The 13,716-nt window shown below is 51.0% G+C and carries 7 protein-coding genes, 15 tRNA genes, 2 rRNA genes and 2 pseudogenes; 24 read left to right on the top strand and 2 right to left on the bottom strand.

The window, feature by feature from the left end; all coding sequences use genetic code 11:
• The first annotated feature begins 549 nt into the window (after positions 1–549).
• The 24 genes and pseudogenes from GYMC52_RS15120 to GYMC52_RS15005 all read left to right on the top strand — a co-directional run bounded on the left by GYMC52_RS15120 (position 550) and on the right by GYMC52_RS15005 (position 12,334).
• Positions 550–2,107, top strand: a 16S ribosomal RNA gene (locus GYMC52_RS15120).
• Between the two features lie 209 nt (positions 2,108–2,316).
• Complete coding sequence (locus tag GYMC52_RS20215; RefSeq protein WP_255347942.1) at positions 2,317–2,442, top strand: hypothetical protein; 126 nt, start codon at positions 2,317–2,319, stop codon at positions 2,440–2,442.
• Between the two features lie 46 nt (positions 2,443–2,488).
• Positions 2,489–5,417: ribosomal RNA gene (locus GYMC52_RS15110) — 23S ribosomal RNA — on the top strand.
• Together the 16S and 23S rRNA genes with 15 tRNA genes alongside form the textbook arrangement of a ribosomal RNA operon.
• Positions 5,418–5,787: 370 nt before the next feature.
• Positions 5,788–5,862 (top strand) — tRNA-Asn (locus GYMC52_RS15105).
• A 4-nt stretch (positions 5,863–5,866) separates the two neighbouring features.
• Positions 5,867–5,957 (top strand) — tRNA-Ser (locus GYMC52_RS15100).
• Between the two features lie 14 nt (positions 5,958–5,971).
• Positions 5,972–6,043, top strand: a tRNA-Glu gene (locus tag GYMC52_RS15095).
• Between the two features lie 9 nt (positions 6,044–6,052).
• A tRNA-Val gene (locus tag GYMC52_RS15090) sits at positions 6,053–6,128 on the top strand.
• 180 nt (positions 6,129–6,308) lie between these two features.
• Positions 6,309–6,385, top strand: a tRNA-Met gene (locus tag GYMC52_RS15085).
• 5 nt (positions 6,386–6,390) lie between these two features.
• Positions 6,391–6,466, top strand: a tRNA-Asp gene (locus GYMC52_RS15080).
• Positions 6,467–6,799: 333 nt separating this feature from the next.
• Positions 6,800–6,875: transfer RNA gene (locus GYMC52_RS15075), tRNA-Phe, on the top strand.
• A 161-nt stretch (positions 6,876–7,036) separates the two neighbouring features.
• Positions 7,037–7,112, top strand: a tRNA-Thr gene (locus GYMC52_RS15070).
• Positions 7,113–7,118: 6 nt separating this feature from the next.
• Positions 7,119–7,203 (top strand) — tRNA-Tyr (locus GYMC52_RS15065).
• Between the two features lie 9 nt (positions 7,204–7,212).
• Positions 7,213–7,286: transfer RNA gene (locus tag GYMC52_RS15060), tRNA-Trp, on the top strand.
• Positions 7,287–7,303: 17 nt separating this feature from the next.
• A tRNA-His gene (locus tag GYMC52_RS15055) sits at positions 7,304–7,376 on the top strand.
• Between the two features lie 15 nt (positions 7,377–7,391).
• Positions 7,392–7,466: transfer RNA gene (locus GYMC52_RS15050), tRNA-Gln, on the top strand.
• Positions 7,467–7,471: 5 nt separating this feature from the next.
• Positions 7,472–7,543 (top strand) — tRNA-Gly (locus GYMC52_RS15045).
• A 9-nt stretch (positions 7,544–7,552) separates the two neighbouring features.
• A tRNA-Cys gene (locus GYMC52_RS15040) sits at positions 7,553–7,626 on the top strand.
• A gap of 62 nt (positions 7,627–7,688) precedes the next feature.
• Positions 7,689–7,774, top strand: a tRNA-Leu gene (locus GYMC52_RS15035).
• A gap of 132 nt (positions 7,775–7,906) precedes the next feature.
• Positions 7,907–8,350 carry a site-specific integrase gene (locus GYMC52_RS15030; protein ID WP_083777765.1) on the top strand — a complete coding sequence of 148 codons (444 nt, stop codon included), beginning with the start codon at positions 7,907–7,909 and terminating at the stop codon, positions 8,348–8,350.
• 238 nt (positions 8,351–8,588) lie between these two features.
• On the top strand, positions 8,589–9,797 hold the full coding sequence (locus GYMC52_RS15020) for an IS110 family transposase (protein WP_013524494.1): 1,209 nt from the start codon (positions 8,589–8,591) through the stop codon (positions 9,795–9,797).
• Positions 9,798–9,871: 74 nt separating this feature from the next.
• Positions 9,872–10,123, top strand: coding sequence for a DUF6572 domain-containing protein (locus GYMC52_RS15015; RefSeq protein ID WP_013524493.1), 252 nt, complete (start codon positions 9,872–9,874; stop codon positions 10,121–10,123).
• Between the two features lie 212 nt (positions 10,124–10,335).
• Positions 10,336–10,797 carry a tRNA (N6-threonylcarbamoyladenosine(37)-N6)-methyltransferase TrmO gene (tsaA, locus tag GYMC52_RS15010; protein WP_013524492.1) on the top strand — a complete coding sequence of 154 codons (462 nt, stop codon included), beginning with the start codon at positions 10,336–10,338 and terminating at the stop codon, positions 10,795–10,797.
• Positions 10,798–11,190: 393 nt separating this feature from the next.
• Positions 11,191–11,289: pseudogene (locus GYMC52_RS19445) on the top strand (sporulation transcription factor Spo0A); the annotation flags it as partial.
• Positions 11,290–11,872: 583 nt separating this feature from the next.
• Entirely contained in the window at positions 11,873–12,334 is a 462-nt protein-coding gene (locus GYMC52_RS15005) for a YobA family protein (protein ID WP_014196625.1), read from the top strand.
• 113 nt (positions 12,335–12,447) lie between these two features.
• On the opposite strand, the pseudogene GYMC52_RS19625 reads toward GYMC52_RS15005, so the two are convergent.
• A pseudogene (locus GYMC52_RS19625) lies at positions 12,448–12,618 on the bottom strand (FAD-binding oxidoreductase); the annotation flags it as partial.
• Positions 12,619–12,672: 54 nt separating this feature from the next.
• Positions 12,673–13,287 carry a hypothetical protein gene (locus GYMC52_RS15000; RefSeq protein WP_013524491.1) on the bottom strand — a complete coding sequence of 205 codons (615 nt, stop codon included), beginning with the start codon at positions 13,285–13,287 and terminating at the stop codon, positions 12,673–12,675.
• Positions 13,288–13,716 lie beyond the last annotated feature (429 nt).

Here is a 13,716-nt window from a genome sequence, read left to right as displayed (position 1 = left end):
CAGTCCATCCAGTCGCTCTGCAAAAGCCATCGATGTGAAAGCGTCCAATCGCATCTATATAGCGATGCCATAGAAAAAATGTATGCACTCGCGCCGGTGTTCATTCCCCTTTTTTAGGAAAAGAACGCTTTCCTGTGGGATGGAGATGAGGGAACGGGGATGGATCAGCGCGTCCTAAAATTTTTTTAAAAAAGGTATTGCTTTTTTCGAGTTAAGGTGGTACATTAGAAAACGTCGCTGATCGAAGAGGTTGTTTGACAGCGATGCGAAGTAAAAAAAGCAGTTGACATCGAAAAAGATGTTATGCTAACATAAAAGAGCTGTTTGAGAGAGACAAAACAGTCGAAAGCTTGTTCCTTGAAAACTGAACGAAACGAAGCGCGACGAAAAGCGGAGGTCCGCGGGTCGCCGCGACGGGCAAATGTTCTTCACCTGCAGGGGTGCTTGCACCCCGAGGGGGAGGTTATTTGACCCCGAGTGGCGGCGGACCGAAGCTAGACAATGCGAAAAGCTGAGGCCGCATTGGCCAAAGCAAAAGCCAATCAACTTTCTTTGGAGAGTTTGATCCTGGCTCAGGACGAACGCTGGCGGCGTGCCTAATACATGCAAGTCGAGCGGACCAAATCGGAGCTTGCTCTGATTTGGTCAGCGGCGGACGGGTGAGTAACACGTGGGCAACCTGCCCGCAAGACCGGGATAACTCCGGGAAACCGGAGCTAATACCGGATAACACCGAAGACCGCATGGTCTTTGGTTGAAAGGCGGCCTTTGGCTGTCACTTGCGGATGGGCCCGCGGCGCATTAGCTAGTTGGTGAGGTAACGGCTCACCAAGGCGACGATGCGTAGCCGGCCTGAGAGGGTGACCGGCCACACTGGGACTGAGACACGGCCCAGACTCCTACGGGAGGCAGCAGTAGGGAATCTTCCGCAATGGGCGAAAGCCTGACGGAGCGACGCCGCGTGAGCGAAGAAGGCCTTCGGGTCGTAAAGCTCTGTTGTGAGGGACGAAGGGGCGCCGTTCGAAGAGGGCGGCGCGGTGACGGTACCTCACGAGGAAGCCCCGGCTAACTACGTGCCAGCAGCCGCGGTAATACGTAGGGGGCGAGCGTTGTCCGGAATTATTGGGCGTAAAGCGCGCGCAGGCGGTCCCTTAAGTCTGATGTGAAAGCCCACGGCTCAACCGTGGAGGGTCATTGGAAACTGGGGGACTTGAGTGCAGGAGAGGAGAGCGGAATTCCACGTGTAGCGGTGAAATGCGTAGAGATGTGGAGGAACACCAGTGGCGAAGGCGGCTCTCTGGCCTGCAACTGACGCTGAGGCGCGAAAGCGTGGGGAGCAAACAGGATTAGATACCCTGGTAGTCCACGCCGTAAACGATGAGTGCTAAGTGTTAGAGGGGTCACACCCTTTAGTGCTGCAGCTAACGCGATAAGCACTCCGCCTGGGGAGTACGGCCGCAAGGCTGAAACTCAAAGGAATTGACGGGGGCCCGCACAAGCGGTGGAGCATGTGGTTTAATTCGAAGCAACGCGAAGAACCTTACCAGGTCTTGACATCCCCTGACAACCCAAGAGATTGGGCGTTCCCCCTTCGGGGGGACAGGGTGACAGGTGGTGCATGGTTGTCGTCAGCTCGTGTCGTGAGATGTTGGGTTAAGTCCCGCAACGAGCGCAACCCTCGCCTCTAGTTGCCAGCATTCAGTTGGGCACTCTAGAGGGACTGCCGGCGACAAGTCGGAGGAAGGTGGGGATGACGTCAAATCATCATGCCCCTTATGACCTGGGCTACACACGTGCTACAATGGGCGGTACAAAGGGCTGCGAACCCGCGAGGGGGAGCGAATCCCAAAAAGCCGCTCTCAGTTCGGATTGCAGGCTGCAACTCGCCTGCATGAAGCCGGAATCGCTAGTAATCGCGGATCAGCATGCCGCGGTGAATACGTTCCCGGGCCTTGTACACACCGCCCGTCACACCACGAGAGCTTGCAACACCCGAAGTCGGTGAGGCAACCCGCAAGGGAGCCAGCCGCCGAAGGTGGGGCAAGTGATTGGGGTGAAGTCGTAACAAGGTAGCCGTACCGGAAGGTGCGGCTGGATCACCTCCTTTCTAAGGAGAAAAGCGGAGGCCGCCCGCTTATCGGCGAGGTGCGCTGGAGGGCCTGCGAGGAGGCTGTCGCCGCCGCAGCAGGACCGAAGCGTCGCGAGCCGATGGCGGCCGGAGCTAGACAGGGAGAAAAGCGGAAGCGCCGCGTTTGGCTCTCGAAGCCAAATGTTCTTCACCCGCAGGGGTGCTTGCACCCCGAGGGGGAAGGTTATTTGGCAGAAGAGAGTCAGGCGCTGGAGCTAGACATTAGTCGTGATTCGGTGCACAACCGCGCTTCTGTTTCGTTCAGTTTTGAGGGAACGAGTAATGTTCTCTCAATGACAAAAATCGTTCTTTGAAAACTAGATAACCGACAATGCAAAGGAAGAAGCCGAGAGCGCAATGGGTTAAGCTGGAAAGGGCGCACGGTGGATGCCTTGGCACTAGGAGCCGATGAAGGACGGGGCAAACGCCGAAACGCTTCGGGGAGCTGTAAGCAAGCGTTGATCCGGAGATGTCCGAATGGGGGAACCCACTGTCCGTAATGGGGCAGTATCCATGCCTGAATCCATAGGGCATGGAGGGCACACCCGGGGAACTGAAACATCTTAGTACCCGGAGGAGAAGAAAGCAACCGCGATTCCCTGAGTAGCGGCGAGCGAAACGGGAACAGCCCAAACCAAGAGGCATGTCCTCTTGGGGTTGTAGGACCGCTCACGATGGGAGTGAGAAAGGGACGGGGTAGACGAACCGGTCTGGAACGGCCGGCCAGAGAAGGTGAGAGCCCTGTAGTCGAAACTTCGTTCCCTCCCGAGCGGATCCTGAGTACGGCGGGACACGAGGAATCCCGTCGGAAGCAGGGAGGACCATCTCCCAAGGCTAAATACTCCCTAGTGACCGATAGTGCACCAGTACCGTGAGGGAAAGGTGAAAAGCACCCCGGGAGGGGAGTGAAAGAGAACCTGAAACCGTGTGCCTACAAGTAGTCAGAGCCCGTTGATGGGTGATGGCGTGCCTTTTGTAGAATGAACCGGCGAGTGACGATGGCGTGCGAGGTTAAGCCGAAGAGGCGGAGCCGCAGCGAAAGCGAGTCTGAACAGGGCGTCAAGTACGTCGTCGTCGACCCGAAACCAGGTGATCTACCCATGTCCAGGGTGAAGGCCGGGTAACACCGGCTGGAGGCCCGAACCCACGCACGTTGAAAAGTGCGGGGATGAGGTGTGGGTAGGGGTGAAATGCCAATCGAACTTGGAGATAGCTGGTTCTCCCCGAAATAGCTTTAGGGCTAGCCTCGGGTTTAGGAGTCTTGGAGGTAGAGCACTGATTGGGCTAGGGGCCCAAAACGGGTTACCGAACCCAGTCAAACTCCGAATGCCAATGACTTATGCCCGGGAGTCAGACCGCGAGTGATAAGATCCGTGGTCGAGAGGGGAACAGCCCAGACCGCCAGCTAAGGCCCCGAAGTGCACGTTCAGTGGAAAAGGATGTGGAGTTGCCGAGACAACCAGGATGTTGGCTTAGAAGCAGCCACCATTTAAAGAGTGCGTAATAGCTCACTGGTCGAGTGACTCTGCGCCGAAAATGTACCGGGGCTAAACGTGCCGCCGAAGCTGCGGGATGACCGTTGGTCATCGGTAGGGGAGCGTTCTAAGGGCAGAGAAGCCAGACCGGAAGGACTGGTGGAGCGCTTAGAAGTGAGAATGCCGGTATGAGTAGCGAAAACAGAGGTGAGAATCCTCTGCGCCGAAAGCCTAAGGGTTCCTGAGGAAGGTTCGTCCGCTCAGGGTTAGTCGGGACCTAAGCCGAGGCCGAAAGGCGTAGGTGATGGACAACAGGTTGAGATTCCTGTACCACCTTCTTCCCGTTTGAGCGATGGGGGGACGCAGGAGGATAGGGCGAGCAGGCGGCTGGAAGAGCCTGTCCAAGCCGTGAGGCTGATCCGCAGGCAAATCCGCGGATCATAAGGCCAAGCGGTGACGGCGACGGATTGATCCGGAAGTCCCCGATTTCACACTGCCAAGAAAAGCCTCTAGCGAGGGAAGAGGTGCCCGTACCGCAAACCGACACAGGTAGGCGAGGAGAGAATCCTAAGGCGCGCGGGAGAACTCTCGTTAAGGAACTCGGCAAAATGACCCCGTAACTTCGGGAGAAGGGGTGCTCTTTGGGGTGAAGAGCCCTGAAGAGCCGCAGTGAAAAGGCCCAAGCGACTGTTTATCAAAAACACAGGTCTCTGCGAAGCCGAAAGGCGACGTATAGGGGCTGACACCTGCCCGGTGCTGGAAGGTTAAGGGGAGCGCTTAGCGGAAGCGAAGGTGCGAACCGAAGCCCCAGTAAACGGCGGCCGTAACTATAACGGTCCTAAGGTAGCGAAATTCCTTGTCGGGTAAGTTCCGACCCGCACGAAAGGTGTAACGACTTGGGCGCTGTCTCAACGAGAGACCCGGTGAAATTATACTACCTGTGAAGATGCAGGTTACCCGCGACAGGACGGAAAGACCCCGTGGAGCTTTACTGCAGCCTGATATGGAATTTTGGTATCGCTTGTACAGGATAGGTGGGAGCCAGGGAAGCCGGAGCGCCAGCTTCGGTGGAGGCGACAGTGGGATACCACCCTGGCGGTATTGAAATTCTAACCCGCACCCCTTAACGGGGTGGGAGACAGTGTCAGGTGGGCAGTTTGACTGGGGCGGTCGCCTCCCAAAAGGTAACGGAGGCGCCCAAAGGTTCCCTCAGAATGGTTGGAAATCATTCGGAGAGTGCAAAGGCACAAGGGAGCTTGACTGCGAGACGGACAGGTCGAGCAGGGACGAAAGTCGGGCTTAGTGATCCGGTGGTTCCGCATGGAAGGGCCATCGCTCAACGGATAAAAGCTACCCCGGGGATAACAGGCTGATCTCCCCCAAGAGTCCACATCGACGGGGAGGTTTGGCACCTCGATGTCGGCTCATCGCATCCTGGGGCTGTAGTCGGTCCCAAGGGTTGGGCTGTTCGCCCATTAAAGCGGTACGCGAGCTGGGTTCAGAACGTCGTGAGACAGTTCGGTCCCTATCCGTCGCGGGCGGAGGAAATTTGAGAGGAGCTGTCCTTAGTACGAGAGGACCGGGATGGACGCACCGCTGGTGTACCAGTTGTCCCGCCAGGGGCACCGCTGGGTAGCTATGTGCGGACGGGATAAGCGCTGAAAGCATCTAAGCGTGAAGCCCCCCTCAAGATGAGATTTCCCACCGCGTTAGGCGGGTAAGATCCCTCGAAGATGACGAGGTCGATAGGTCCGAGGTGGAAGCGTGGCGACACGTGGAGCTGACGGATACTAATCGATCGAGGGCTTAACCAAGAAAAGCGCAGGCGAGCGGGTCGCCGCGACGGGCAAATGTTCTTCGCCTGCAGGGATGTTCACATCCCGAAGGCGAAGGTTATTTGACCCCGAGCGGCGGCGAGCCGGAGCTGGACAATGCGAAAAGCGCAGGCGAGCGGCTTCTTCCGACGGTTATCTAGTTTTGAGGGAATGAAAAAACTCTTGACAGCTCAGCGCGAATCATTATAATAATAAATGTCTAAAGAGATGTCATTTCGCAGCAGCTCAGTGACGAGCATTTGCATCATCGGATGAACTGCGAGTTGCCTCGACGCATCCAGCTTCTTTGAATCGGCTGGCAGAGGAAGAGGCAGGGCATCTTATTGGGAGAATTGACCTTCGTTATGATTCCGCAGTAGCTCAGTGGTAGAGCAATCGGCTGTTAACCGATTGGTCGCAGGTTCGAATCCTGCCTGCGGAGCCATCGTGGAGAGCTGTCCGAGTGGTCGAAGGAGCACGATTGGAAATCGTGTAGGCGTGAATAGCGCCTCAAGGGTTCGAATCCCTTGCTCTCCGCCATGATCCATCAGCATGGCCCGTTGGTCAAGTGGTTAAGACACCGCCCTTTCACGGCGGTAACACGGGTTCGAATCCCGTACGGGTCACTTCTTTGTGGAGGATTAGCTCAGCTGGGAGAGCACTTGCCTTACAAGCAAGGGGTCGGCGGTTCGATCCCGTCATCCTCCACCATCTTAATATAAAAGCTGACTTGCTTTCTCATCATCGCGGGGTGGAGCAACGAGCCTTTGCTTCATCGAATCCGCTTCGAGTTGCCTCGACGCACCCAGCTTCCTCGAATCAGCTAGTAGAGGAAGAGGCAATGAATAGCACGCCCGGATCATTATGAAAACCAGTTGAATTTCCTATCGTCGCGGGGTGGAGCAGTCCGGTAGCTCGTCGGGCTCATAACCCGAAGGTCGCAGGTTCAAATCCTGCCCCCGCAACCAAAATTGGTCCCGTAGTGTAGTGGTTAACATGCCTGCCTGTCACGCAGGAGATCGCGGGTTCGAGTCCCGTCGGGACCGCCATCTTTCCAAAAATGCATGATGCAACGAATCATGTGATCGGTGAAATACGGCTCGGCAGCTCGGTCGGTAGAGACGAGCATCCGTTTCATCGAATTCGCATCGAGTTGCCTCGACGCATCCAGCATCTTCGAATCCGCTGGCAGAGGAAGAGGCACAATGCAGCACAAGTAAAGCAGCGTAAAACTTAATATGGCTCGGTAGCTCAGTCGGTAGAGACGAGCATCCGCATCGTCGAATCTGCTGCGAGTTGTCCCGACGCACCCAGCTTCTTCGAATTGGCTGGTAGAGGAAGGGACACAAAAGTCATCAACGAGCAAGGGAAAAATAAGATACGGCTCGGTAGCTCAGTCGGTAGAGCAAAGGACTGAAAATCCTTGTGTCGGCGGTTCGATTCCGTCCCGAGCCACCATATAATTGATAGCAAGCTGACTTAGCTCTATTGGCAGAGACGAGCATCCGCTTCATCGAATCGATTGCGAGTTGTCCCGACGCACCCAGCTTCTTCGAATTGGCTGGTAGAGGAAGGGACACAACAAATGAACAATGAGCCGCGATTTATATCATAATTATGCCGACTTAGCTCAATTGGTAGAGCAACTGAATCGTAATCAGTAGGTTGCGGGTTCAAGTCCTGCAGTCGGCACCATTCCTTGGAGGGGTAGCGAAGTGGCTAAACGCGGCGGACTGTAAATCCGCTCCCTTTGGGTTCGGCGGTTCGAATCCGTCCCCCTCCACCATCTTAACAAAGGGGCATAGTTTAATGGTAGAACAGAGGTCTCCAAAACCTCCGGTGTGGGTTCGATTCCTACTGCCCCTGCCATTCCTATCATGATTATGGCGACTATGGCGAAGTGGTTAACGCACCAGATTGTGGCTCTGGCATGCGTGGGTTCGATTCCCACTAGTCGCCTTTCACTTACAGCGTTGGGGTATAGCCAAGCGGTAAGGCAACGGACTTTGACTCCGTGATGCGTTGGTTCGAATCCAGCTACCCCAGCCACGGATGCGGAAGTAGTTCAGTGGTAGAACACCACCTTGCCAAGGTGGGGGTCGCGGGTTCGAGTCCCGTCTTCCGCTCTCGATCAAGGCGGCATAGCCAAGTGGTAAGGCAGAGGTCTGCAAAACCTTTACCCCCGGTTCGAATCCGGGTGCCGCCTCCATATCTAATGAATAAAAAAGTGTTGACAGTTGAAAGATGATTTGGTAAATTGTTAATTGTCGCGCCGATGTGGCGGAATTGGCAGACGCGCACGACTCAAAATCGTGTGGGGTAGCCCCCCCGTGTGGGTTCGACTCCCACCATCGGCATCGAAATAGGGAAAAGGCTTTAGGGACAAGGGGTTTCACGTAAGTGAAATCCCTTGTTTTTTATTTACCGAATACGATTCGAGAAAAGAAAATCGTGTGCGTACAATCGTGTTCGGTGAGGTGAAATGGAAAGTGGGAAGAATAGAAAATGAGAGAGAATTGCAGAGAAAGAGCAAGAGAGGAAGAAGAGGAGAGTTGAGTCGTGAGGAGTTGTTGCTAATATCTGACGATATCAGAGAAATTGAATACACATTTGAGGAATTGTTAGAGATATTTATTGAGGATTGCGAACTAAGAAATTTGCGGGAACATACGATTAAATATTATCGCAGTGAGTTAAACGCATTTGTAAAACTGCTGAAAGAGCAAGAAATCGAGTTGCGTGTAAGTGAATGGACAGGAGAAACCATTAAGCGAAATGTCATTATGTACATGAAAGAAAAAGGTCTTAAGACAGTCAGTATCAATTCCCGTTTGCGAGCCATGAGGGCGTTCTTTAACTTTTTGGAAGGACGAAATCTCATAAAAAGCAATCCGATGAAAGACATCAAATTGTTGAAGGATAGACTCCCATGACAAAAAAATTTTATCACCATCGGAAGGATGAAAACCACCTTCTGTCGAATGGTCTCCTTGCAGCTGGGGTCAAGAGGTCGTGGTATCTATGGTACGAAAAAGTCCGAAAGATAGACGGACCCCAGCAGCCTGGTGCACCACGGAATGTCGCTCCCTTTTGGGAAGCACGCAGGATAGAATGCTTGAACAAAGGCTGCTGCACCGGCTGTTTCGGAGAATGAAGCAGGGAGGGAGACCGATGCGCGTCTTGTATGAACGCTGTTGTGGATTGGACGTGCATAAGAAATCGATCACGGCTTGTGTCCTAACCCCTGAAGGCAAAGAGATTCGCACGTTTGGCACGATGACCGACGATCTCGAGGAGTTGGTGGAGTGGCTGAAACAAAAACAGGTGACGCACGTGGCCATGGAATCGACGGGCGTATACTGGAAGCCGATCTATAACCTGCTTGAAGCGGAGCCCATCGACGTACTGGTCGTCAATGCCCAACATCTCAAAGCGGTTCCCGGACGAAAGACCGATGTCAAAGATGCCGAATGGATCGCGGACTTGCTTCGCCACGGACTGCTCATTCCGGATCGAGCTCAGCGAGAGCTTCGGGAACTGGTTCGGTATCGGCGCAGTTTGATCGAGGAACGGGCTCGGGAGTTCAACCGCATCCAAAAAGTGCTGGAAGGAGCCAACATCAAACTGGCTTCGGTTGTATCGGACATCAGCGGGGTGTCGGCTCAGCAGATCCTTCGGGCCCTGATCGAAGGAACGGACGATTCGGCGGTATTGGCGCAACTCGCCAAAGGGCGGCTGAAACAAAAAATCGGAGAGCTTCGGCGCGCCTTGAAAGGAATCATGGGGCCGCATCAACGCATGATGCTTTCGGAACAATGCCGGCATATTGAATATTTAGACGAAGCGATTGCCCGGTTGAGTCGAGAGATCGAGGAGAGAACGCGCCCTTTTCATGAAGCGCTGGAGCTCATGGAGACCATTCCGGGAGTAGGGCGGCAAAGCGCAGAACAAATTATAGCGGAAATCGGGACGGATATGAGCCGGTTCCCTACGGCCGCACACTTGGCCTCATGGGCGGGAATGGCCCCCGGGAATCATGAGAGTGCGGGGAAACGGTTGTCAGGCCGAACGAGGAAAGGGAACAAGAAACTGAGGGCGTGTCTGGTGGAATGCGCCCGCGCCGCCGCCCGAACGAAGAACACGTACTTATCAGCCAAGTATCATCGGATCGCCAAACGAAGAGGAGCGAATCGAGCGAGTGTCGCGGTCGGGAGAACCATCTTGGAAATCATCTATTCGGTCTTAACGCGAAAGGAACCGTATCGGGAATTGGGAGCCGACTACTGGGATCAGCAACGGGAGGCCGCCATCGTGCGCCAAACGGTGAAACGGCTAGAGGGGTTAGGGTACGAAGTGAAACTGGAGAAGACAAGTGCGTAGTATGAAGAAACCATATATATACTGAAATACCTTCCTTTGGAATCTAATTCCAAAGGCTAGGTGGGGATCGTTTTTTGTTAATTGGTGTTTTCAGGATAGAACACTTATTGCTTCTACAAGAGAAGATAAATGTTTATTTAAGTTTCATCGAAAGTGGTGAGATTTATACTACATATACACCATCTAAGGGGAGAAAGTTTGAAATTAAAATTTGCTTTAAAGAGTCTATTCCTGATAGTTGTATACTATTTCTACAACAAGCATCTAAAATTATAGCTGATGCAGGTTTTTTCTTAACTTACTCAGTTGGGCTTGAAAATGAATAATTCAACCATATATGTTTTCATTCATTTTCTGGTGCCGCCACGTGGCATGAAGGTCTATTCTGAAAATGAATATTTTCATCCTTCTGATGGTCCAGCATAGATGTAGCATAGTTTTCTTCTATGGAAGACCCAATTACCTTTCATCATCTGTGGTGAAGCTCGATTCATGGGTGGCTACGGGCAGTTTAATAGTTAAACGAGGAGGGGATATGATGCAATATACCATTACACCAATCGCATTTGTTAAAAATAACCGCAAAGATGTTGAAGATGATAATTGGGGTAGTGTTATTTCAATAATTGAATTATCAGATGAAATCGATGATTCAGCTTTACAAGGTATCAGTGAGTTTTCGCATTTAGATATTATTTTTTATTTTGACCGAGTTACAGATGACAAAATTCAATATGGAGCAAGGCATCCAAGAAATAATAAAGAATATCCAAAGGTCGGAATTTTCGCTCAAAGAGGCAAAAATCGACCGAATAAATTAGGTTTAACAACCGTTGAATTGTTAGAACATAAAGGGCGAACATTGAAAGTAAGAGGATTAGATGCAATAGATGGTACTCCTATTATTGATATTAAACCGGTTATGAAGGAGTTCTTACCCAAAGGCGAAGTAAGGCAGCCTGCTTGGTCGGTATCATTAATGGAACGATACTGGGATTAATGTTATTGAATTAACAACATACTTTATTTAAATTGATAACAGAACAAGTTTTCAAATAAAAAACAATTTTTAAGCAAAACAATCTCTTAATCAATACCGAAGCCTTCGACAATATGCTGAAGGAAAGTGTTGGCAATACTTTATGCCAACACTTTTATTATTTTGGCTCTATTAAATGTAAATGTTGATTTTACTTATTAAACTCCCATGGAAGAACGAATGAACTTCCTCATCTGTGGTGCCATGAAACTTTATGTAAACATGTAATAAAAATAAACCAACAAATACTTCGTTTATAACCGATAAATTATGGTGAGGTGGCAAAGTTATATTGGTCAAAATCCGAATATTTTTCTAATTTTATGTTTTGATGTTGGTTTTATATAAGGGATGAGTCGCGGCAATCTTGAATCCATTTCTTCCTTGTTTGGCTACACCGTCAGCATGTCGAAAGCAAAACCGATGAACTCGGAATTAATTGCTCCAATGTAGAAAAAATCATGAATTTTAATAATGCAGAAAAAAGGCAAGAAAAAAGTATTGACCAAAAATGAGATAATTTATATAATATCTGCAAACAGCATGAAGGCTCGAGTCGTATTCGGTAATAATGGACCAGAAAATGAGAAAATGAAAGAACCCCTTGTCGCATATGGGTTTGCTTTAATTGAGAGGGATGCACGGTTTCATAATCGACTCAAAATCGTGTGGGGTAGCCCCCCGTGTGGGTTCGACTCCCACCATCGGCATCCTTGGAATTCGATAGCCCACGATCTAAAATCGTGGAACCCTTGATACGACCGCGTTTGCGGTCGTTTTTCATTTTCTGGGAATTCCGAAAAAAACGATAGAATCCGAAAAAATTTTGCACGAATTTTGCATTTCTACCATCTAGATCATCCATGATTTCGTCAATCATCATGTTTTTTTAGTACCCATGATGGATTTGACAAACTGGAGCTTTTCATAAAAGAGTGAAACGATTTTTTCGTAAATGCGACTAATGATAACAAAGGAGGAGGAGATTGGGCTGAAAAGATGGCTTGCTTTCATTGCCGCCGTGTGGAGTGTTTGGTTGGCAGGTTGTAGCGGGCAAACTGACCGCTATGCCATTGAAGGGTATGTCGTGAGAAAAGAAGGGGGGAGCATTTTGGTTGTCAGTTCTGATCCGCAAGATTTTCGTTCCACAGGCGGGCTTAAAGAGTTTTATAATGCCATCTTGGTTTCTAGTGCACCAGCGCGGGTGAACATTGGTCAAAAAGTTCAAGTTTGGATAGATGGGGGGATTGCTGAATCGTATCCAGGCCAAGGGAAGGCGGGCAAAGTATTGGTTGTGCCAAGCTCTCCGCGTGATGGCGCCAGCTTATCGGAGGAGGAGGCGATTCGCCAAGCGTTGAAACAAGAAGAGAGTCGGCTCGAGCATATGATTCCTGTGATTCGGGCTGTTCATTATGACAAACAAGCGGACACTTGGATGATTCAAATAAAAGACGCCCATGAACGAACTGAATTCGACGTTCGGATCAAAGATGAATAAAAGCGTTTTGCCGCATGCGAAGCAAAAGCTGTCCCCCTCTTCCCAGCACGGGGGAGAGGGGGCAGCTTGTCGATGACGCGCCAAACAATTCGTTGGATTCCGAAAACAAGTAATTACGAAGACAACGCCGAGACAAGCGGACGGTCCGGCAAGTAGAGCTGGGCGTTGTCGCTTTGGCCGGCCGCGATCCAGTCGCGCAAGCATTTGGCGAGCACCATGCTGTAGACGGCTCCGTTGTCTCCATAGGCATAGACGAAATAGCAGTTTGGATATTCGTCATACACACTTTCATGTTGCGCTGCACAGCTCGCCCCTTGTCCATTTGTTCCCTTGTCGAGTTATTGCGCTTGCCGCAGGCTGGCGATGGATGCCTCATGTTCAATCGAGCGTTTGGAGAGGATGGCCAAAATGTGCTCGTGGCGTTCTTGGTTGACTTCGATCCTTTTGACAATTTGATCGATTTCCATGACCGCTTGTCGAATAGGAACGAGATCGTCTTTGGTCGCCATCTTTGCTTGAATTTCGTTTACATTGGATTGAAGTTCGTTTACTTTGAATTGGAATTCATTCACTTTAGACTGGAGTTCAGCCAGTTCCTCTTTGGTCGCCATCTTCGCTTGAATTTCGTTTACGTTGGACTGGAGTCCGTTCACAGTGGAGCGAAGTTCAGCGAGTTCGTCTTTCGTGGCCATTTTCGCTTCGATGTCGTCCACTTTGGATCGGAGCTCGGCGAGTTCGTCTTTGGTGGCCATGTTGGCTTCAATGTTGTTTACTCTTGATTCGATGCTGTCTACTCTCGCCTCGATGCTGTTCACTCTCTCTTCGATGCTGCCCGCTCTCGCTTCGATCTTGTTCAGTTGATTTTTCATCTCGTTGACGTCGGATGTCAAGACGCCGACGCTCGAATGGAGTTGATCGAGCCGATCTAAAATTTGGGTAAGCAATGCTTCCATATGGATCATCCTTTCCAAGTGTGGATTGACGGTGATTCAAAACAGCTATTCATGGCTTTTGTTGCTTTCCTAACGCTGTCTGGACCTTGTTGGTGAAGGGTTTGCCAAAGGAGTTGATCATCCGTGGGCATGTGTGCAGCAGATTTGGGGACATCCAGCTTCCATTTTAGCATAAATCGTATGGGGGGAGACAAGGGATTTTTTGAAGAATTATGATGAAAAGGGGCGACAAGTTCTAGAGGGCTGGTGATTTAGCGCAAAATATGGCTGATTCCTGCTATCTTTCAATTCGAGAAATGCGGCTGAATCGGCTTTCTTTTCTGATGAAATGCCATCGATTTGCAGGCCGTTCTCGTTTTTCACCATCCTTCTAGAGGGTGGGTGATTTGGTAAAAAAGACTATCGATTCGCATTCTTTCTCAATTAGAG

Origin of the sequence: Geobacillus sp. Y412MC52 (assembly GCF_000174795.2) — a bacterium.
GTDB lineage: Bacteria > Bacillota > Bacilli > Bacillales > Anoxybacillaceae > Geobacillus > Geobacillus thermoleovorans.
Note: the sequence above shows the minus strand (reverse complement) of the source record. Positions and strands in the feature narration are given on the sequence as shown.